Source organism: Cryobacterium melibiosiphilum (genome assembly GCF_003602235.1).
Lineage (GTDB): Bacteria > Actinomycetota > Actinomycetes > Actinomycetales > Microbacteriaceae > Cryobacterium > Cryobacterium melibiosiphilum.
Genome location: NZ_QZVS01000060.1, coordinates 21681 through 43025 on the forward strand (window position 1 = coordinate 21681; position 21345 = coordinate 43025).

15 protein-coding genes and 2 pseudogenes are annotated in these 21345 nt (G+C 66.8%); 9 read left to right on the forward strand and 8 right to left on the reverse strand.

The window, feature by feature from the left end:
• Nucleotides 1–45: 45 nt before the first annotated feature.
• The 6 genes from D6T64_RS03955 to hisD form a co-directional block, all read right to left on the reverse strand.
• Nucleotides 46–1032: a tripartite tricarboxylate transporter substrate binding protein gene (locus D6T64_RS03955; protein ID WP_233550818.1), complete on the reverse strand. Its 987-nt coding sequence runs from the start codon at nt 1030–1032 to the stop codon at nt 46–48.
• Nucleotides 1033–1479: 447 nt separating this feature from the next.
• Nucleotides 1480–2721: an MFS transporter gene (locus D6T64_RS03960; protein WP_119971947.1), complete on the reverse strand. Its 1242-nt coding sequence runs from the start codon at nt 2719–2721 to the stop codon at nt 1480–1482.
• On the reverse strand, nt 2721–3716 hold the full coding sequence (locus tag D6T64_RS03965; RefSeq protein ID WP_119971950.1) for an ester cyclase: 996 nt from the start codon (nt 3714–3716) through the stop codon (nt 2721–2723). The genes D6T64_RS03960 and D6T64_RS03965 overlap by 1 nt, the downstream gene beginning before the upstream one ends.
• 135 nt (nt 3717–3851) lie before the next feature.
• Nucleotides 3852–4712, reverse strand: coding sequence for a nitrilase-related carbon-nitrogen hydrolase (locus D6T64_RS03970; RefSeq protein WP_199719046.1), 861 nt, complete (start codon nt 4710–4712; stop codon nt 3852–3854).
• Entirely contained in the window at nt 4709–6022 is a 1314-nt protein-coding gene (locus tag D6T64_RS03975) for a nuclear transport factor 2 family protein (RefSeq protein ID WP_119971953.1), read from the reverse strand. Before D6T64_RS03975 ends, D6T64_RS03970 begins: the two co-directional genes overlap by 4 nt.
• Nucleotides 6023–6070: 48 nt before the next feature.
• Nucleotides 6071–7420 (reverse strand): histidinol dehydrogenase, encoded by a 1350-nt coding sequence (gene hisD / locus D6T64_RS03980; RefSeq protein ID WP_119971956.1) that lies wholly within the window; start codon nt 7418–7420, stop codon nt 6071–6073.
• Between the two features lie 304 nt (nt 7421–7724).
• On the opposite strand from hisD, the gene D6T64_RS03985 reads away from it, so the two are divergent.
• The 5 genes from D6T64_RS03985 to D6T64_RS04005 all read left to right on the forward strand — a co-directional run bounded on the left by D6T64_RS03985 (nt 7725) and on the right by D6T64_RS04005 (nt 13724).
• Nucleotides 7725–9077, forward strand: a complete 1353-nt coding sequence (locus tag D6T64_RS03985; RefSeq protein ID WP_119971959.1) for an ABC transporter substrate-binding protein — start codon at nt 7725–7727, stop codon at nt 9075–9077.
• Between the two features lie 95 nt (nt 9078–9172).
• Nucleotides 9173–10036 carry a carbohydrate ABC transporter permease gene (locus D6T64_RS03990; RefSeq protein ID WP_119971962.1) on the forward strand — a complete coding sequence of 288 codons (864 nt, stop codon included), beginning with the start codon at nt 9173–9175 and terminating at the stop codon, nt 10034–10036.
• The gene (locus tag D6T64_RS03995; protein ID WP_119971965.1) at nt 10033–10953 is read left to right on the forward strand and encodes a carbohydrate ABC transporter permease; all 921 of its coding nucleotides are present in this window, start codon (nt 10033–10035) and stop codon (nt 10951–10953) included. Before D6T64_RS03990 ends, D6T64_RS03995 begins: the two co-directional genes overlap by 4 nt.
• Nucleotides 10954–10955: 2 nt before the next feature.
• Nucleotides 10956–11957: a LacI family DNA-binding transcriptional regulator gene (locus D6T64_RS04000; RefSeq protein ID WP_158594794.1), complete on the forward strand. Its 1002-nt coding sequence runs from the start codon at nt 10956–10958 to the stop codon at nt 11955–11957.
• A gap of 63 nt (nt 11958–12020) precedes the next feature.
• The gene (locus D6T64_RS04005) at nt 12021–13724 is read left to right on the forward strand and encodes a glycoside hydrolase family 13 protein (protein ID WP_119971972.1); all 1704 of its coding nucleotides are present in this window, start codon (nt 12021–12023) and stop codon (nt 13722–13724) included.
• Here the strand turns inward: D6T64_RS04005 and D6T64_RS04010 are convergent.
• Nucleotides 13686–14588, reverse strand: a complete 903-nt coding sequence (locus D6T64_RS04010; protein ID WP_119971975.1) for a LysR family transcriptional regulator — start codon at nt 14586–14588, stop codon at nt 13686–13688. The two genes, D6T64_RS04005 and D6T64_RS04010, sit on opposite strands and share 39 nt — an antisense overlap.
• Before the next feature lie 394 nt (nt 14589–14982).
• Nucleotides 14983–15333: pseudogene (locus D6T64_RS04015) on the reverse strand (GntR family transcriptional regulator); the annotation flags it as partial.
• 171 nt (nt 15334–15504) lie between these two features.
• Between D6T64_RS04015 and biuH the strand changes: the two are divergent.
• From biuH to D6T64_RS04035, 4 genes and pseudogenes are all read left to right on the forward strand, one after another.
• Nucleotides 15505–16215 (forward strand): biuret amidohydrolase, encoded by a 711-nt coding sequence (gene biuH / locus D6T64_RS04020; RefSeq protein ID WP_119971978.1) that lies wholly within the window; start codon nt 15505–15507, stop codon nt 16213–16215.
• Nucleotides 16212–17969 (forward strand): allophanate hydrolase, encoded by a 1758-nt coding sequence (gene atzF / locus D6T64_RS04025; RefSeq protein WP_119971981.1) that lies wholly within the window; start codon nt 16212–16214, stop codon nt 17967–17969. The genes biuH and atzF overlap by 4 nt, the downstream gene beginning before the upstream one ends.
• A gap of 938 nt (nt 17970–18907) precedes the next feature.
• Nucleotides 18908–19939, forward strand: a pseudogene (gene gmd / locus D6T64_RS04030) (GDP-mannose 4,6-dehydratase).
• Nucleotides 19936–20922: a GDP-L-fucose synthase family protein gene (locus tag D6T64_RS04035; protein ID WP_325049764.1), complete on the forward strand. Its 987-nt coding sequence runs from the start codon at nt 19936–19938 to the stop codon at nt 20920–20922. The pseudogene gmd and the gene D6T64_RS04035 overlap by 4 nt, the downstream one beginning before the upstream one ends.
• Nucleotides 20923–21345: the final 423 nt, after the last annotated feature.

Consider the following 21345-nt stretch of genomic DNA (forward strand, 5'->3'; position numbering starts at 1 on the left):
TGGTCGCCTCCTGTTCTACTGGGTCACCCGTGGTGTATGGGGTCATCAGGAACCGGCCAGGAGCGAGGCGAAACGCTCACTCTCCGTCTGCACAAACGCGGTGGTGTCCGCCGCGGAGCGGAAGAACGGGATGTTTCCACCGCTTTCAATGAACTCGACATAGGCAGGGGCGGCAATGGCGTTCTTCAGCGCTGCTTCCAGCGTGGCCACGACATCTGTGGGCACACCGGCAGGTGCCCCGATGGCGGCCCAGCTGCCGATCACCACGTCGAAACCCAACTCGGTTGCGGTCGGCACGTCCGGCAATGCCGGAACCCGGTCGTCGGTGAGCACGGCCAGAACGCGAAGTCGCCCGTCTTTCTGGGCGGGAGCTGTCTCACCGATTCCGGCGACGACAGCATTGACCTGTCCGCCGACCGCGGCAGTGACAGCCGGTGCGCCGCCATCGAAGGGAACGTGGGTGAATTCCACCCCGGCGGCGAGGCCGAGGTCGGTAGCGCCGAGATTCCAGATCGAGCCGGGACCAGCGTTGGAGATGGAGATGCTGCCCGGGTCGGCTTCCGCGGCCACGATGAGTTCGTCGAGAGTCTGGAAGGGGCTGTCGACGGGAACCGCGATGCTGCCGGGCTGCGAATTCGCCTGCGCGATGAAATCGAAGTCCGCCGGGTCGATGTCATAGCCCTGATGGCCGAGAAGGCTGACCTCGACCGGCAAGACGGCGATCGTGTAGCCGTCTGCCGCGGTTCCGGCCAGGTACTGGATGCCGACACTGCCCGCGCCGCCCGGACGATTCTCGACGACGACGGACACGCCGAATTCGTCTTCCAGCTCTTTGGCCAGCGTGCGGGCCGTGAGGTCGGTTGCGCCACCCGCAGAGGTCGGCGTGAGAAAGGTGATGGTCTTGCTGGGGAACACGTCGCCCGTGGCCGCGACATCGGAGCGGTTGGCGCAGGCGGTGAGGGCGAGGGCCACGGAAACGACGGCGACGGCACCGAGGGTGCGCGTCGTACGACTCTTGTGAGTTGACATCATTGTCTTTTCGTTTATGTTGCGTACGGCGCAACACCGTTGCACCTAATGCAACTATACGGGCTTTGCTCATCACGAGCAAGCATCGAAACCGACCCGGCCCCGCTCGGGGAGCGGAGTTCAGGGGCCACGCGCCCTCCCGCCGGCCGACCCGATGCACCCTTCCGCTGAGCGCGCCGGCACAACTCCTGCTGATCGTGGCGACCGGCCCGGAACTACGGGCACGCTTGCCACGCTGACGACAGCGAGCAGGAGTTATGACGAGAGGCAGTGTTGACACTCGGCAGTCTCAGCGTCGGGAAATCCCTCGCCGACTGCGCTGCTCTGGCCCGGCTCGAACCATCTCGGCACCAGATCATCTCCATGCCCGACCGCATCTTCTGGCACTCTGCACCGGGCTCAGGCATCATCAGCACCGAACCGGAGTTGCAGGTTGACGTGCGGCAGTGTTCAGGCCGCGCGCCAGCGGGCGCTCACCCGGTGCGCCATGATGAGGCCGGCCACGACCTGAACGCCGCAGGCGCACAGCAGCAGGGTCAGGAGGCCGATGGCCGGGCTCGTGCCGCCGTAGACGATGCCGGCGATGACCGGGCCGAACGCGGCGACGAGGTAGCCGACCGCCTGCACGAATCCGGAGAAGCGCGAGGTCTCTGAGCTGTCGGGTGACCAGCTTCCGATGACGGTCAGGGCCAGCGGAAACGCTCCGGCACCGATGCCGATGAAGATGACTCCGAGCAGCGCGAGGGACTGACCGTCGATGGCGAGGCAGACATAGCCGGCAAAATAAGACCCCGCGAGCACCAGAACAGCCGAGCGCGGCGAGGAGATCCGCGCGACCAGGGAGGGCACGATCAGGGAGATCGGCACGGCGATGATGAGCAATAGACCTACGAGTGCCCCCGCCGCCGAAGCCGACATGCCTTCGTCCTGAAAGAAGCGTGGCAGCCAGCTAATGGCGACATAGGACTGCAGGCCCTGGGTGCCGAAGTAGACGGCGGTCGCCCACGCGCCCGCGTTGCGGGAGAGGCGCATGGCCTGTGCGGGGGCGGCAGTCTTCTGGTGCCGAACGGCGCCCCGGCTACCGACCACAAGCTCCACGTCACGTCGGCCGCCGGCCGGCCGCACACCCAGCCACACCCCCACCGCCACGATCATCGGCAACGCCCAGACACCGAGGCCGGCTCGCCAGGCGTACTCGCTCACCTGCGCCAGGGGAACGGAGAAGGTGCTCGCGGCGGCCACGCCCACGGCGATGGCGGCCGAGTACAGCGCGGTCATCATTCCGACCCGGTGCGCAAATTGCCGCTGCACAATGGCGGGCAGTAGCACGTTGACGATGGCACAGCCCGCGTAGGCCATCAGGCTTGCCGCGAAGAAGGCGACGGCCTCGGCGGCCACGGGGCGCAGCAGAGTGCCGACGGCCATCATGATGAGTCCGACCGACGACACGGCGGCCAGTCCCCACCGCCGCTCCAGACGCGGGGCGAGCGGCCCGACGATCGCGAAGACCAGAACAGGAAGGGCCGTGAGCACACCCACGAGGCTGGGTGCGATCTGCAGGGCGTGCTGGATATCGGGCAGCAGTGCTCCGACGCTGCTCACCGCGGACCGAAGATTGATCGCCGTGAGCACGATGCTCACGCCCAGGAGCGCCGTCGTGCGCCCGGCCCGCGGACCGACAGGGAGTCGCATCAGCGTTGCCGTGCGGCCTCGATCTGTGCCAGCACCGCCACCTCATCGAAGATGCGATATTCCTGGCGCACCCGGCCGGCCTCGAGGTCATACTGCGAGACGCCCATGATTTCGACCGGCGAACCGGTCACGGGCCCGTAGAGCGGCAACCCGGAATAGGTGCCCTTCATTCGCCACAGAACGGATGCGCGCAGCCCCCGCGACGGCGACGCGTGCACGGCGATATCGCGTACCTCCACCGTGGCGTCGGGAAAGGGTGCCAGAAAGCCCAGAAGATCGGCGCGTACTCCCTCGAGGCGGGTGACGGTGCGGTTCCGGCTGGTGTGCACGATCGCGTCCCGGGAATAGAAGTTTGCCACGCGGTCGAACCGGCGGGCCTGGATCACGTCGCGCCAGAGCGCGACCAGAAATTCGGCCTCTTCGGTGTGGGCCTCGGGTCGCGGTCCCGAGTCACCACAGACGACGGGGTTCACGGGTGCGGGGCGGCCGAACAGCCCACCGGCACCGAGGGGCGACAGGTCGACGGGTGCGGCGGCGGCCACCGCGGCGGGGTCATGCCCGAGTCCGGCCACGACGGCCCACTCGTCACGCACCACCCATTCCTCGGTGACGAGCCCATCGACGACGAGACAGACGGGCAGATTGCGCGAGACGGCGGTCTCGCCGAGCGCCGGCCCGTAGCTGCAGACCTCGCTCTGCCCGCCGGAGTGCAGCACCCGGTGGTGGCTGACGAACGAGGAGTCACCGCGGGGTTCCCAAATGACGTCTTCGCCGACACCGACGCGGTCGATGAACGAGGCCTTCTTGGCGAGCGAGCCGCGCACGACGCCGGCCACTCCCGTCGCGACCCCGGCCGCCCCACGCACGACGATGTCGTCGTGATACATGCCGGGAATGGCACCGATACCGCCCGCAGCCCAGATGAGCTCGGTCCAGTCGAGAATGTACTGCTCGACGGTCTCAAAGGGTGCGTACGCCTGCGGACTCAACGTCATGAGTGAAAGACCTCCAGTGTGATCAATGCTGCAAACCTACCCCGTTTGCCGAAATAGTGCATACGTATGCGAAATTTTGAGGAATGTTTATCGGTGGCCCCGTCCGCACACACATCAACGGTTCAGACCAGGCGGCTACCGGTCGCCGATACGTCGATACAGCTCCGGGCGGCGATCGGTGAACACGTTGTTCGACGTGCCCAGGGCTTTCGACCGTCCGGCTGCGAGGTCGATCGTGGCCATCACCATGGTCTCGGCCTGCGGCGGCTCCGTCGAGAGCAGCCACCCCTCATGACCGATGACGCAACTGCCGCCGGCGAAGGCCACCCCGCGTTCGGCGTCGCCGCGGTCGGAGATGACGATCGGCACGCTCGACGCGCGTGCGGCCGCCATCGCCAGCATGATTTCCGGGATTCGCTCCCCGCGGGGGCGGCTGACGACCGGCCAGTTCACCGGTGCCACGATCACATCAGCGCCGGCCAGGGCGAGTGAGCGCGGAACCTCGGGAAACTCGAGGTCATAACAAATGGCCAGGCCGATGCGCCCCACCGCCGTCGACACCACCGGCGGCGCGGAGCTGCCTGCCGTGAAGAAACGCGGTTCGTCACCCCATAAATGCGTCTTGCGATAGGTGGCGATCACTCCCGCGCGCCCGAGCACGGCAGCGCTGGAGAACAGGCGGTCGCCCGAGACCTCAGCGAACCCGACGACGGCGATCGCGTCGCTCGGCAGGTGCCGGCCGAGCGCCCGCAGCCGGGGATCGTCGGCGCGAATCGACGAGGCCCGGGCCTCTTCGGGGCTGGCGAAGACATAGCCGCTCGTCGCCAGTTCCGGCAGCACGATGAGTCGCGCGCCGGCCGCTGCTGCAGCACGGATGTTCCCGCTCGCCTCGCGCAGATTGTCGTTCAGCCAGCCGATGCGCGGCCGCACCGACGGGGCCGCGACGATGACGGTATCGGCCAGCGGCACGGCATCCGCTTCACGGCCGATCATCATGCGAAGGAGACGGCTCCGGGCTCGCCCACCAGCTGGGCGATCACGTCGAACTCGTTGAACAGCGACCAGTCCTCAACGATGCGACCCTGCTGGAAGTAGAGCTGCGAGATGCCCCAGACGAAGGCGCGCCGGTTGGTGGGCGCGCCATAGAGGCCGAGCCCGCGGTGCGTGCCGGCGGCAGACCAGCGCACGGAGACGCTGTACCCGTCGTCGTCGTTGCCCATCCAGTAGACCTCGTCGACCGAGAGACCGAGGTCGGGGAAGGTGGCGAGCAGGTTGCGGGCCATGCCGCGCACCGCGGAACGGCCGCGGCCCTCGCGGTTGGAGGTGCCGTGCCAGCGCACCGACTGCGCGTAGAGGCGGTCGATGGCGCTGAAGTCGCGGCGGTTGTAGACGTCGTGGAACAACGCGCGCACGGCGTGCTCCACGTTGAAGGCCCCGGCCGGCGGCAATTCGTAGCGGGTGGGTTTGCGTCCCGCGAGCAGACGGTCAACCTCGCTGAGCTGGTGGTCGTCGAGGCGTGCTCCTCCCGCGATGGCGTACGTCTGGGCGGCCTCGGTCACGTTCACACCGAGCTGCAACAGGCGGGCCGCCGTGTTGTAGAGCACCCATTCCTCATAGAAGAGGTTCTCCTTGGAGACGCAGTTGGCGATGACCCAGATGCGAATCTCTTTGCCGGTCGGCTGGGGCGCCCATTTATAGGGGCCGGTCTGGTGGCCGATGTTGAGTGCCCGGTGCGAGGTGACGAAGCCCTGGTCTTCGTCTCCGGCCCAGATGACGTCGTCGGCGTAGTGCCGGGAGTCGGGGAAGGCGTTGATCGTGGCGATGGTTCCTTCGACGACGGCCTCGACGCCGTACTTCCAGCCGCGGTCGTCGTGGATGCGCACCCCATTGGCGTAGGTGTCATAGATGTAGCCCACGTCCTGGTCTTCCCAGATGCGGTCGGTGACGTCGATGCAGTAGTCCACGATGTCGGTGAACCGGTCTTCGTAACCGCGCATGGGCTGACGACGGCGGCCGGGCACCAGTCCGCGCTTGGGCTTGCCGGTGCCCGGGGCGATGGCGATGGCGAAGTCCCGCGGCATGGTGCGCGGCGGCGGGGTCGCTGAACCCTCGGGCGCCGTCGGCGCCGGCGCCTGGCTGGACCAGGTGGGTACGGATGCCTGCACCAGCGTGGTCGGTACGTCGGGCAGGCGGAACTCGGTGGCGGTGCGTGAGGCGGGGGAGTCCACCGTGGATTGGACCGGGGACTTCACGACGGGCTTGGTGTCGGTGTGCGTCGGAACGGGCAGTTGTGGAGCGGAACTCATGGCGGGATGACTACTTTCGGTTCAAGCGTGCGGTACCGGTGGACGCGATCAGAGGCTGTGCTCGAGCAGTGCCGCCTCCGGCAATTCATAGCGGGCCAGGCGCATCGTGGCGGTGGCGCTGTGGGCGCTCATTCCCTCGGAGTCACTGATGACCTGCACCGCAACGGCGAGTTCGGGGGTGGCCTCCTTCGAAATGCGCTGGTAGGTCAGGGGCTTCACGAACCGTGACGCCGACAAGCCGGCGCTGTGCTTGGCGCCGCCGGCCGTGGGCAGCGTGTGGTTCGTGCCCGCCATTCCCTTATCGGAGTATGCCACGGTGCTCCACGCACCGATGAAGAGGGAGCCGTAGTTGCGCAGCTTCTCGTGGTACCACTCGTCATCGCTCGTGATGATTTCGAGGTGCTCCGGCGCCAGGTCGTCCATCAGGGTGACCGCGGTCTCGCGGTCCTGGGCGACGGTGATGGAACCGAAGTCCCGCCACGCCGCCGTGAGGATCTCCTCGGTGGACAGGCCGGCGATCTGGCGCAGGATCGCGACGTTCACGGCCTCGGCGAGTTCCGGGGAGGTCGTCACGAGTGCGGCCGGCGAGTTGGGTCCGTGCTCGGCCTGTCCGAGCAGATCGGCGGCCACGATCTCGGGGTCGGCGGTCTCGTCGGCGAGCACCGCAACCTCGCTCGGCCCGGCGAGCAGGTCGATCGCGGCCGTGCCGAACAGCTGACGCTTGGCCTCGGCCACGAAAGCGTTTCCGGCGCCGACGAGCATGTCGACGGGCAGTTCACCGAGCAGGCCGAAGGCCATGGCGGCCAGCGCCTGCACGCCGCCGAGCACGAAGACGCGGTCGACGCCGCTCACGTAGGCGGCGTAGACGACGGCGTCGTTGGCGCCGCCATCGGGCTGCGGCGGGCTGCAGGCGAGAACGGTGTCGACGCCGGCGGCCTTGGCCACGCCGACGGTCATGAAGGCGCTCGCAGTGAGCGGAAAGCGTCCGGCCGGAAGGTAGGCGCCGACGCGGGTGACCGGAACGTACTTGACACCGGTCACCAGTCCGGGAATCGGCTCGGTCTCGAAGTCGACCAGGCGGTTGCGCTGTTCGAGGGCGAACGCCCGGGTGCGCTCGGAGCCGAGGTCGATCGCCGCACGCAGGTCGGGAGCGAGGCGTTCACCGCTCGTGCGGATGGTCTGGGCGTCGAGCTCGAAGGAACGGCCGTCCCAGCGGTCAAGCTTTTTCGCGTAGTCGCCGATGGCGTCCATGCCGCGCTTTTCGATGTCGAGCAGCATGCGGCTGACGGTCTCGGCCACCGCGGGATCGCGCTGGGCAGCAGGTGCGTTGACGGCCGGCGCTTTCACGGTGGTGAACGAACCGGCGAGGGACTGGAGGACTGAGGGTGTGAAGAGCATGGTTCGGAGTCTAGAAGCCGCCCAGACAAAGGACAATGCCAGATAAGACGTGACTCCCATAGCTTTTAGCTATGTATGTTTCCGTCACAATAACAACCGGGCGGATGCCTGGACCGGGGTCGGGCGCGCTGCGCGTACCTCTATATGCATCCGCTTTTTGATGGCCCGAGAACGCCCTCGAACGTGGGCTTTCTAAAAGTCGATTTGGTTTCAATGTGCCAAAAAACTCGACAAACGAAGGCTGGGGCGCGTATACGTATAACAAGCGAAAGTTCGATAACAAGGTCGTTGAGGAGTTTTTTTGATGTCACGTTTCACAGCCCCACAATCCACACCCAGAACGCGGCGAAATCTGCGCACGGTCCTGGCGCTCGGCACCGCTACGGCAGCTCTCGCCCTCACGGCGTGCGGGGCCGGCAGTGATATGGGTGGCGTCGGAGTCGCCTGCGACATTCCGATGCCCGAGTCGAACACCACCGTGAACGTGCTCTCCTACAACAGCCCGTCGACCGACCCCTTCACCAACGCGGTCGCCAGCGGATGCACCACCGGAACCCTCACCGTGAACGCGCCGGCCACCGACTTCGCCGGCCAGAACCAGCGGGCAACCCAGTCGATGTCGGGCACCAGCCCCAGCTACGACCTCATCGAGGTCTACGGCACCGTCTACCCGCTCTACGCGGAGCACGGCTGGATCGACTCGCTCGACGACCAGATCGCCGCGAACGGTGACGCCCTCGGCCTCGACGACGTCGACCCGGTGCTCATGGAGCAGCTTCAGTACGAGGGCGAGCAATTCGGCATCCCCACCTTCTGGGGAACCATCATCTTCGTCTACCGCCAGGACATCTTCGATGACCTGGGACTCGACGTGCCCACGACCTACGCCGAGATGATCGCGGCGGCCGAGGCCATCACCGCCGAGACCGGCATGGTCGACCCCCTCGCGCTGCCCTTCAACTCGGCCGGCGACATCTCGACCGCCTACAACCAGGCGCTCGGTTCGCTCGGCGGCAACTGGTTCGCCGACGGCGAAGCGACGCCCACCATCGACACCCCGGAATCGATCGCGGCGCTCGACACCCTGCGTTCCACCTACCTCGCCATGAACGAGCAGTCCACCTCGTGGTCGTCGCCCGAAGTGATCACCCAGCTGCAGACCGGCCAGGCCGCCATGTCGATGCTCTTCGCCGGCCGCGTCTCGGCCCTGCTCGACGCTGACCAGACCGACCTCTTCGCCGACTTCGGTTTCGCCGTTCCCCCGTCGGTCATCGCCGGCGGCACGCCGTCGACCAGCCTCTCGGTGGACGGCTTCTCCATCGCCAGCAACACCGAGGTCGACAAAGACCTGATGTTCGAACTGCTCGGCGTGGCAACCGGTGCTGACGCCGCCGCCGAAGCGGCCGGAGCCACCATCCCGGCCCGCAACACCCAGGCCCAGGCCGCCGACCTTCCGTTCGAACCGGCCGCTCGCGCGGTGCTCGAAAGCGAACGCCCGAACGGTCTGCCGCACCTCCCGTACATGTCCGATGTGTACGCGGGGATGGCACCCATCCTGACGCAGGTCGTCAACGGAACCATCTCGTCGACCGAGGGCGCGGCGCAGCTACAGGCCGCCGCCGTCACAGCAATCGCCGCCGCCGGTTACACGCCGTAACCCGCCGCCGACCGTGGGAGGCGCGCCAATGCGCGCCTCCCACGCAGGCAACCATCTCGATCCCCCTGGGCGTGCGCCTTCGACCGGAGACTTCTATGAAACTCAAACACTTCGTCGCCTTTTCGGCGCCCGCCCTGCTGTTGATGCTCGGTCTGCTCATGATTCCGCTGATCACAACCCTGGTCTGGAGCTTCCAGAACGTGCCCGTCGGCCAACCCGGCGTCTTCAACGGGCTGGCGAACTATGCCGAAATCTTCAGCAGTCCCCGCTTCGGCGCCGCCACCCAGTTCACCATCGGGTTCACGATCGTCGTCACCCTGGCCAAGATCATCTGCGGCTACGGGATCGCCCTCATGCTTAATCGCATCAAACGCGGTCGCATGATCATCCTGGGGCTGCTCATGGCGTCGTACGTCGTGCCCACCGTGATCGGTGCACTCAACTTCTCCTGGCTGTTCAACGACATCTTCGGCGGCGTCGTCAACCAGGGCCTCGCCCTGATCGGGTTGAACATCAACTGGCTCACCGAGGTGGGCCCCGCCCGCGTTCTCATCGGACTGCACGCGCTGTGGCACGAAACACCGTTCGTGATCATGGTGTTGCTGGCCGGCCTGGCCACCCTGCCCGAGGAACCGCTGGAAGCCGCGCAGCTCGACGGCGCGAACTGGTGGCAGCGCCAGCGCTACGTCGTGGTTCCCCTCCTCGGCCCGCTCTTCTCGTTCGTGCTGCTGATCAGCATCATGGACAGCCTCAAGGTCTTCGACTCCATTCGCATCATCACCCCCGCCGCGACCAGCCTCGGCACCGAGTCGCTGATGGCTTTCGTCTACCAGGTGGCGCTCGGCGAATCGTATCGACTGGGGATCGCCAGCGCCGTGAACGTGCTGACCATCATCCTCACCGTCGTTCTGCTCATCCCATTCCTGCGAATGACCTGGAAAGAGGCGCGCTCAGCATGACCACCACACTCGAATCCCCGACCACCAACATGTCAGCCGGACAGAGCGCGCCCCGCACCGCCGAACGTGAACGCACCCGCCGGGCGAAGAAGAACCGTGACCGCAACCTGAGCGTGACCCTCGGTCTGGTGCTCACCTTCGTGGTCGTCATGTCGCTCAGCCCCTTCGTCTGGGCCTTCCTCACGGCCGTGAAGCCGTTCCAGGCCGCATTCACCAACCCGCCCACCTGGGTCTTCGAGCCCCAGTTCGACGCGTTCGTCGAACTCTGGCGCGGAACCCAGTTCGCATCCGTTCTGGGAAACACTTTTCTGGTGGCGGTACTCACCGTGATCGTGGCACTCTGCGTGGGGGCCCCTGCGGCCTACGCCTTCGCCCGATATGCGGGCGTCATCGGCCCGATTCTGCTCATTCTCGCCGTCGTGCTGCGCACCATTCCGCGCTTCGCCATCGTGCTGCCGTTCTACGAGGCGTCGCAGATGCTCGGAATATACGACACGAACTTCGCGCTGGTCGCGGCTCTCGTGGCCGTGAACATGCCGTTCACCCTGCTGCTGCTGATCGGATTCTTTCGCGATATCCCCAAGGAACTCGACGAGGCTGCCATGATCGATGGGTGCAGCCACTTCGGTGCATTCCGCCGCGTGATCATTCCGCTCATGGGCCCCGGGCTCGTGACGGCCGGGGTGTTCACACTACTCGTGGCTTTTCAGGAGTATCTGGTGGCGCTGACCCTGACGCAGAACAGCGCGGTCACCATTCCCGTCTTCATCGCCGCACAGAAGGGAGCCGACGACGTGTCCACCTACCAGACACTCGCAGCCGCCAGCATCCTGTTGGTCATTCCCGTTGTGTTCATCGCTATCTTCGCTCGCAAGTATCTGGTGGCGGGGCTGGGCGGCGGAGCGGTCAAGGGGTGACCGTGTCGCGCATCACCAGCCACGATGTGGCCCGCGAGGCCCAGGTGTCGCAGGCCACCGTGTCCCGTGCGCTGCGCGGGGACCCGCAGATCTCGGCCGCGACGATCGAACGGGTGACGGCAGCCTCGGAACGCCTCGGCTATGTGCCCAGCAGCGTGGGACGCAGTCTCAGCCGGCGGGCGACCGGGCAGATCGCCGTCGTGACCGAGCTCGGCAACCTCACCTACCCCGACACGATCCCGGCCATGCACGACGAGCTGCACAACCGTGGCTATGGCATGCTGCTCATCTCCGAGCACCCGACGCGCGACAGCGACCACGCCATACTCTTCGACGGTTCGGTCGACGGCGTGATTCTCACGACCTCGCACCAGAATTCCGAGCTGCCCGCCCGGCTGCAGAAGCGCAACATCCCCTTCGTTTTTCTCAACCGCACCACTCGCGGCATTGAGGCCGACAGCGTGACGGCAGACAACGCCGGGGGAGCTCGTTCAATCGCCCAACTGTTGCTCGGCGACGGGCACACCAACATAGCCATGCTCGCCGGCCCGAGTGACCTGAGCAGCGCGGCCGATCGGGAGCGCGGATTCACCACCGCCCTGCGTAAGGACGGCATCGAAGCACTGATGCGCCCGGTCGTCCGCGGTGATCTCACCTATGAGGCCGGGCGCCTGGGCTGGGCGCAACTGGTCTCGATGCGCAACCGGCCCACCGCCGTGTTCTGCAGCGCCGACGCCGTGGCGATCGGCCTGCTCAACGCCATCGCCGAACAGGGCGAACGCGCCCACCGGCCCGCGGTCATCGGCTTCGACAACAGCCCCATCTCGGGCTGGCCGGTCTTCTCTCTCACCACCGTCGACACCCACCTCGCCGAGATGGCACGCTTGGCCAGCGCCCTGCTCGTGGAACGCATCGAGCAGCTCAGCCACGGCATCATCCCGCCGGTGCGTCGGCTGCTCGTGCCGACTACGGTCGTGCTGCGCACCTCCCACGTTCCGGCCTGACCCACCACCCACGCCACGGGCGTTTCACGAAACGCACGGCCCGCATCCGTTTGGAGAACCACCATGCGCCCTGACCCCCACACTTTTCTGGTCGACCCCGACTTGCTGGTCGACCCCGACTGGTGGCGAGACGCCGTGGTGTACCAGGTCTACCCGCGCGCGTTCGTCGATTCGACCGGGTCGGGCATCGGCGACCTGGAGGGAGTGCGCTCACGCATCGGGTACCTGCGCGATCTCGGCGTGGACGCGCTCTGGTTGAGCCCGTTCTACCCGTCGCGCCTGGTCGACGGCGGGTATGACGTGGACGACTACCGCGACGTGGATCCGTCACTCGGCTCTCTCGCGACCTTCGACGCCCTCGTTCGTGACGCGCACGCGGCCGGGCTGCGTGTGATCGTGGATATCGTGCCGAACCATTCCTCGAGCCGTCACGTGTGGTTTCGCGAGGCGCTGGCGTCGACTCCCGGGTCTGCAGCCCGGGCGCGGTACATCTTTCGGCCGGGTCTCGGTGAGGGATCCCGGTTGCCGCCGAACGGCTGGCAGTCGCTGTTCGGCGGCAGCGCCTGGCAGCCGGTGGGCGATGGTGACTGGTATCTGCACCTGTTCGCGGTGGAGCAGCCCGATTTCGACTGGAGCAACCGCGAGGTTCGCGACGAGTTTCTCACCACCCTGGCGTTCTGGGCCGATCGCGGAGTCGACGGCTTTCGAGTGGATGTCGCGCACGGGTTGGCCAAAGATCTCTCGCCCCGGGAATCGCTCGGAGCAGTGAGCATGGGGCCGGTCGGTGCCGTGGACGCTGCCGAACCGGCGCGACGCTCGGACGGCACCGATCCGCTCTTCGACCGCGACGACGTGCACGCGATCTTCGCCGAGTGGCGGCAGCTGTTCGACACCTACACGCCGCCGCGCAGCGCGGTCGCCGAAGCGTGGGTGGCGCCGCACCGGCGGGCTCTGTACGCGCGACCCAGCGAGCTGGGGCAGGCGTTCGAATTCGCGTTGCTCGAGGCACCGTGGTCGGCAGCAGCCTTTGAGACGGCCATTCGCGAGAATCTGGCGCTGTCGGCGTCGGTGGGGTCGTCATCCACCTGGGTTCTGTCGAACCACGACGTGGTGCGGCATGCCAGTCGCTACGGCCTGCCGAACGGGTCCGACCTGCCGGCCTGGCTGATGTCGAACGGGCTGACGCCGGTGGAGGACCTGGGGCTCGGTGTGCGGCGGGCGCGGGCCGCGACATTGCTGACGCTGGCGCTGCCCGGCTCGAGCTACCTGTACCAGGGCGAGGAGCTGGGGCTGCCCGAGGTTGCGGACCTGCCTGTTGCCGCGCTGCAGGATCCCATCTGGTCGCGTACGAATGGCGTGCGTAAGGGCCGGGACGGGTCCCGGGTTGCGCTGCCGTGGACACGGTCGGGGCCGTCGTTCGGTTTCGGGGTGACGCCGGCGGTGCTGCCGCAACCGGACTGGTTCGGATCGCTGAGCGTCGAGGCCCAGTCGGGCGTGCACGGATCGACGCTGTCGATGTACCGGGAGGCCCTGGCCCTGCGGCGCTCGATGCAGCGGGATGCGGTCGTGGACGTGCGCGCCGACGGGGAAGTGCTCTACATCACCCGGTCTGATGGGTTCACCTCGGTCACGAACTTCGGCGTCGTCGCGATCGCCCTGCCGGAGGGGCGCGTGTGCCTGGGGAGCGCATCCGCTTCGACGGTGCTCGAGCCGTCGACGACCGTCTGGTTACAGGTTGGCGGAATCGGAGAGCATCAGCCGGGCTAGCCGTGCCAGCTCGGCGGTCGCGGGGGAGAGCACGGTGTCCTCGCGCTGAACGAGGGCAACCGTCTCGAAGAACGGGTCGGCGAATGAGGTGAACCGGATTTCACTCGGACAGGTGCCGCTGTCGACGATGGTCTTGGAGATGAAGGTGTCGCCCGCGCCGGCCGCCACCAGGTCGAGGGCGGAACTTGTCTGTTCGACTTCGATGCGGGCCTCGAGGGTGACGCCCTCAATCTGGGCTCGGTCGGCGAGCTGGCGCCTGGTGGGGTCACGCCAGCCGTAGTGGGCGTCGTAGAGAATGAGGTTGCGTTCGGCCAGGTCGGTGATGGTGACGGGCCGAGCGACGTGCTCGGGGTTGGTGCTCGCGTAGAGCACCTCGTCGCGCCGCAGCGGCAGCACCGTGAGTTCGGTCGTGTCGACCGGGAGCACGACGAGGCCGGCTTCGAGCTCGCCGACCTGCACCATGTGGGCGACCTCAACCGAGTTCACGCCGACCACACGGATGCGCACGCTCGGGTGTGCCTCGTGAAACTGGGTCAACAGGGTGGAGAGCGCGTAATAGTTCGCATTGCGCAGGAGCCCGAACGACGCGACGCCCCCGGTGAGGGCGTTCACGGCGCGCAGGGCTCGATCGGCGGCGGACGCGCAGGCCACGGTCTGTTCGGCGAGCGGGAGGAGTTCGCGGCCGGCAGAGGTGAGAATGAGGCGGCGGCCGCCGCGCACGAACAGCCGGGTGCCGTAGGTCTCCTCGAGGCGCTTGACGAGCTCGGATACCGACGGTTGGGCCATCTCCAGCGCATCGGCCGCGGCGGTGAAAGACCCGAGGCGGGCCGCGGCCAGGAACACGCGGAGTTGGTTGAGCGTCATCCTTCAACCTTAGGGAAGCCGCGCAACGTCTCGGGCTGCGCCCACCCGGGCCAGAACGCGCCAGTGCTGGGCGGAGCTTGGCCGGGAGGAGGCGTGTTGCGCACCCCTTTTTGTCGATGAATGACAGCTGTGGGCGAGGAAGGCCCGTATAGCGGTCTTGCGCGCTCCCAGCTATCACGTATCGACAGAACAGGTTCGGGCCTGGGCACGGGTGGCGATCAGGGGGCAGTGAGACGGGACAACGCCGCACACGCGTCGACGCGAGTGCTCTCGATGTGATGACTGACAAGCGCAAACGCACCCTCGCTGTCTCGTTGCTCGACCAGCTCATACAGTTTTGGTGGTCGGCAAAGGAGTCCACCTTTCGCGCCGTGGCCGCGGGCACGTAGTAGAAGCGGACCCTCTTGCTCATCGAAGAGATCGTGGCCAGCAGCGTGCTGTTATGGGCTGCGGCAGCGAGGGACACGTGAAAGTCATAGTTGATCCGAGCCAGGATCTCCGGCGAGGTCGCTTTTTCCTGTTCCGCGAGAACTGTTCTCAGAGCCTGAAGGTCTTGCTCAGTGCGGCGCTCGGCCGCGAGGCTCACGGCGTGCGGTTCGATCAGCGACCGAGCTTCAAACAGATCGACGAGTTCGGTGAGCTCGCGCTTGCGCACGGATGCGCCCTGATGCGGGCGATGCACGACCCAGCCTTCGGCCTCCAACGCACGAAGCGCCTCGCGCACCGGGATGTGACTGGTCTGCATGCGCCGCGCCACGTCGTCTGCGTTCACTCGCGCCTATGCGGACTTCCTCTCTACCGTTGTCGTCGGCATCGTCGTCGCCGGCGCTGTCACGCTCGCGTTTCACGTCGGCTCACGCGCCACCCGCCCAGACTCCGCCCCTGCCCGCTCCACAACCGAAGGAACACCCCGCTCGTGACCAGCACCGTCGCATCCACTGTCGCCGCCAGCCCCTATCCCTGGCCCTATGGCGGCTCGATCGATCCCACTCGCACGGCCGTTCTCTGCGTCGACTGGCAGGTCGATTTCTGTGGCGAGGGAGGGTACGTGCACGCAATGGGCTACGACCTCGCTCTGACCCGGTCGGGCCTGGCGCCCACGGCCCGCCTGCTCACGCGCGTTCGCGAGCTGGGGATGCTCGTCATCCACACCCGCGAGGGACATCGACCCGACCTGTCCGACCTGCCGGCCAACAAACGATGGCGCTCCGAACGTGCCGGCGCGGAGATCGGCAGCGTGGGTCCGCGTGGCCGCATTCTCGTGCGCGAGGAACCGGGGTGGCAGATTGTGCCCGAGGTCGCTCCGCTGCCGGGAGAGCCGATCATCGACAAACCCGGCAAGGGCGCCTTCTACGCCACCGACCTCGACCTCGTGTTGCGTTCCAGAGGCATCGACCATCTCATCCTGAACGGAATCACCACCGATGTGTGCGTGTCCACCACGATGCGCGAAGCCAACGACCGCGGCTACGAATGCCTGATCCTCTCGGCCTGCACCGGGGCGACCGACCCCGGCCACCACGCCGCAGCCCTCAGCATGGTCACGATGCAGGGCGGCGTCTTCGGCGCCGTCGCGACGTCGAACGATGTGCTCGCTGCCCTCGAGGGACTGGGCGGCGACCGATGACGGCGCACCTCGTCACCGACCGGGTACGCGCGGCCTACGACGTCATCGACGCCGTCGATCGACCCGAAGTCTGGATCACCCTCGAGAATCGAGACGCGGTCTTCGCGCAGGCCGCCGTACTCGACGAGCGGATGCGACGGGGCTCGGCCACCGAGATTCCGCTCGCCGGATTGCTGGTCGCCGTCAAGGACAACATGGACGTCGCGGGGTTGCCGACGGCGGCGGCCCTGCCCTCCTTCGTCTTCAGCCCGACGGTGTCATCGCCGGCGGTCGCACGGCTGCAGGCCGCCGGCGCGATCGTGCTGGGTAAGACCAACATGGATCAATTCGCGACCGGTCTGGTCGGTACAAGAAGCCCGTACGGAGCCGTGCGACACGCGACCCGCCCGGAGTACATTTCCGGCGGCTCCAGCTCCGGCTCTGCCGTCGCGGTGGCGTTGGGGATAGTGGACATCGCCCTGGGCACGGACACCGCCGGTTCAGGGCGAGTGCCCGCGGCCCTGCACGGACTGGTGGGCATCAAACCGACCCTCGGACTCATCCCGACCATCGGCGTGGTTCCTGCCTGCCGTTCGTATGACAGCGTCACCGTATTTGCTCAGGATCTCGGCCTGGCCCAACGGGCCCTGGCCGTGATCGTCGGCCCGGATCGCGCCGACCCTTCTAGCAGGTCCTGGCCGTCGACCACCCGTCTGGCCCCGCGCGGGATCACGCGCATCGGGATCCCCGCACCGGCCGATCTGAAACTTCTTTCGGCCGACGCCCAGGCGGCCTTTACCGCCGCGGTCGACAGCGTCGTGCAGCGCGGCATGCAGACCGTGACCGTGGACCTGGCCCCGTTCCTGCGTGCCGCTGTGCTGCTGTACGACGGGGCTCTTGTCGCCGAACGGTATGAAGCGGCGGGCGCATCCGTTGCGGCAGGCGAACCCGGGCTGGACCCCGTGGTGGCGCAGATCGTGCGAGCCGCTGGCACGATTCCCGCCCATCGCCTGGTCGAAGACCGGGCACTGCTGGATACCCTGCGCACCCAGGCGCTGCGGGTTTTCGACGACTACCAGGGCGTGAAGAGCGGTATCGACGCGCTTGTGTTGCCGACGACCACCGAGCATCCGACCCTGGCCGCCGTCGCGGCCGACCCCGTGGCGATCAATGCGCGCATGGGCACCTTCACGAACTTCGTGAACCTGTTCGACCTGAGCGCCATCGCCGTGCCCGCCGGCACGGCAGACGGCTCGCCCTTTGGCGTCAGCTTCATCGCGCCGGCTTTTGCAGACCAGGTGATCATCGACATTGCGGCCAAATTTCTCGGCCAGGATTCGCGCCCGGCGCTTCTTCCGACCGACACCCTCGATTTGGTCGTCTTCGGCGCCCACCTGCGCGGGCAGCCACTGAACTGGCAGCTCACGGATCTCGGCGCACGGCTTGCCGGCGACGTCCGCACCGCGACGGCCTATCGCATGGTGCGCCTGCCCGGTGAACCGGCCCGACCGGGTGTGAGCCCGGTGGGCAGCGGCGGAACGGCGCTCGTGGGCGAGAGGTGGACACTGACCAAGAGTGCGCTCGCCGACTTTCTGACCTGTCTGCCCCCGGGAATGAGTATTGGGCCGATCCAGCTGGAGGATGGCGAGCAGGTTCTGGGGTTTCAATGCTCGAACTCCGATGGCGCTGAAGACATCAGCGCCTACGGCGGATGGGTTCGCTACCTCGCAGAGGGGGACCACACCGACCCCGCGGTGTGGCCTCCCGCGGGTTGAGCCTGCGCGCCGCCCCTCGGACCCGCTGGTTGACCCTGCGCGCAAAGCGCGCTGGTCGGAACCCGGTGGGCAGGCCCTCGGAGTCGGCCCACCGGGTCTCGAGACGCCGGCGAAGTGCGTGCCGGCTCCTCGACCAGCGGATGTCTCGCGCTGGTCGACGCGGTGACCCGGCCCTCGGAGTCGGCCCAACGGGTCTCGAGACGCCGGCGAAGTGCGTGCCGGCTCCTCGACCAGCGGATGTCTCGCGCTGGTCGAAACGCGGTGACCCGGCCTCGGAGTCGGCTCGGCGGTCTGCGCCGAATTCGGGGTCGTTCGGTAAAGCCTGACCGGCCGCATCTCAGCATCCGGATGCACCGGGATCGCTGCCGGCGCGTGTTGTGCGAATGCCGGAGGAGGGTCAGTCGTCGTCGGTGTCGCAGACAAGCTCTCTGGGCCTGCAGCTATTGTGGGGTCGACGCTTGACTCAGACAAGACCCGAAACGGCCTTCGGCTCAGGGCCTAGGTCGCCGCGTCTATGCGAACCCCTTGTCGATACGTGACAGCTGTGAGCGAGGAAGCCCCGTCTAGCGATGTGGCGCGCTGACAGCTAGCACTCATCGACAGGAATCTGCCGGTGGGCTGGGCTGACCGCGCGTCGGGGCGTTGTTGGTGGCGAATTCAGGCAAAACGTGGCCGGGCGGCATCCGTCGGCGCGGAACTGTGCCACGGTGTGCGTGGCGGGTACGCGATCTTCCTGAATCGGCCACGTCGGGGGGAGTTCGCGCGAATTGTGCAGAACGGGATGGACGCGGAGGGCGGCATCCGTCACCGTCGGTGGCTGCGCAAATCGGTGGGCGATCGCCCTGTCGGGAAGCACGTCGCGGCGGTTAGGCTCGATGGACACGAAAGCGCAGCCGGCGACGACGGGTCGCTTACACCGATTGCACCCAGGGATTCTCATGACCAAGCGCGCACTCATCACCGGCATCACCGGGCAGGACGGCTCCTATCTGGCGGAGCTGCTGCTGTCGAAGGGCTACGAGGTGCACGGGCTGATCCGCCGGGCGTCGACGTTCAACACCTCGCGCATCGATCACCTCTACGTGGACCCGCACGACCCCGCAGCGAGGCTGTTTCTGCACTACGGCGACCTGAGCGACGGGTCGCGCCTGACGACCCTGCTCGCCGAGATTCGGCCCGACGAGGTCTACAACCTCGCCGCGCAGTCGCACGTGCGGGTGTCCTTTGACGAACCCGAGCACACCGGCGACACCACGGGCATGGGCACCGTGCGTCTGCTCGAAGCGGTGCGGATGTCCGGCATCACCACGCGCTTCTATCAGGCGTCATCCTCGGAGATGTTCGGCGCAACGCCGCCTCCGCAGAACGAAGCCACCCCGTTCTACCCGCGCTCGCCGTATGGCGCCGCCAAGGTCTACAGCTACTAGATCACCAAGAATTACCGCGAGGCCTACGGCATGTTCGCGGTGAACGGCATCCTCTTCAATCATGAATCGCCGCGCCGCGGCGAGACGTTCGTCACGCGCAAAATCACCCGCGCGGTCGCGGCGATCAAGGCCGGCACGCAGAAGCACGTGTATCTGGGCAACCTCGACTCGATTCGAGACTGGGGGTATGCGGCGGAATACGTCGAAGGCATGTGGCGGATGCTCCAGGTCGACGAACCGGACGACTTCGTTCTCGCCACCGGCGGCAACTTCACGGTGCGGGATTTTGTGCAGACCTCGTTCGAGCACGCCGGGCTGGACTGGGAGGAGCACGTGCGGTTCGACGAGCGGTATCTGCGTCCGACCGAGGTCGACGCCCTGGTCGGGGATGCATCGCACGCTGCGGAGAAGCTCGGGTGGAAGGCGACCGTGGACACCGCCGAGCTCGCCCGGATCATGGTGGATGCCGACATCAAGCTGCTCGAGCATGCCGGACGGGACTGGATCGACACGGTCACGCTCGCCAGCTGGGGCACGAAGTGACGGTGGATGCTCGGGACCAGGTCGAGTTCACCCCGGCGGCGCTCGACCGGGATGGCCGGTTTTATGTGGCCGGACATCGAGGACTCGTAGGGTCGGCGATCTGGAGACGACTTCAGGGCGAGGGGTTTACGGATCTGGTGGGGCGGACATCCGCTGAATTGGATCTGAAAGATCGCGACGCGGTGTTCGCGTTCTTCGGCTCGGTTCGGCCGCGGTATGTGGTGTTGGCTGCGGCGAAGGTCGGCGGGATTTTGGCCAACAACACCTACCCGGTCGATTTTCTGAGCGACAATCTGCGTATCCAGGTGAACGTGCTCGACGCTGCGCTGAAGTACGGGGTTGAGCGTCTGCTGTTTCTGGGGTCGTCGTGCATCTACCCGCGGCTGGCTGATCAGCCGATCCGGGAGGATTCGCTGCTGACCGGGCATCTGGAGCCGACGAATGATGCCTACGCGATCGCGAAGATCGCGGGGATTCTGCAGATCCAGGCGGTGCGGCGGCAGTACGGGCTGCCGTGGATCTCGGCGATGCCGACCAACCTGTACGGTCCCGGGGATAATTTCTCGCCGACCGGGTCGCATGTGCTGCCCGCGCTGATTCGCCGGTATGACGAGGCGGCGCGGTCGGGGGCGGCATCGGTCACGAACTGGGGGACCGGAACGCCTCGGCGCGAGTTCTTGCACGTGGACGATATGGCGGATGCCTGCCTGCACCTCATGGAACACTATGACGGGCCGGAGCAGGTGAACGTGGGCACCGGCACGGATGTGACGATTCGGCAGATCGCGGAGTCGATCGCCCGGGTGGTCGGCTTCAGCGGTGTGACGGAGTGGGACACGTCGAAGCCCGACGGCACCCCGCAAAAGCTGCTCGACGTGTCGAAGCTGGCCGAGGCCGGGTGGACGGCTCAGATCGGGCTCGACGAGGGACTGGCCTCCACGGTCGACTGGTACCGAGCCCACGCCGACTCCCTCCGCGAGTAGCGCCAATCTCGCTGGTTGAGCCTGCGCGCAAAGCGCGCTGGTCAAAACCTCGCAGGCCGACCCTCAAGGTCGGCGCACCCGGTCTCGAGACGCCGGCGAAAGGCGTGCCGGCTCCTCGACCAGCGGGGGGTTAGCTTCCGCTGGTTGAGCCGGGAGCTTGCGACCGGTCGAAACCCCTCGAGCCGATCCTCGGACTGAGGAACGCTACCCGCGGCATTTCGAGATCCCTCAGGTACAAGCCTGCCTCGGGGCTGGACGCTAACGCACCCAACCCCTTGCCACGGATTCCGCTGCCGCGCTTGAACCCCCATGGCATTCCCCGCCCTAAGCCTCGATCCACCGGTCGAGTTGAGGTTGTAGCGGCGCGTTAAACCGAGAATGCCACTCGGATCAGGAAAAATAGAACTTACTTAGGGTTCATTT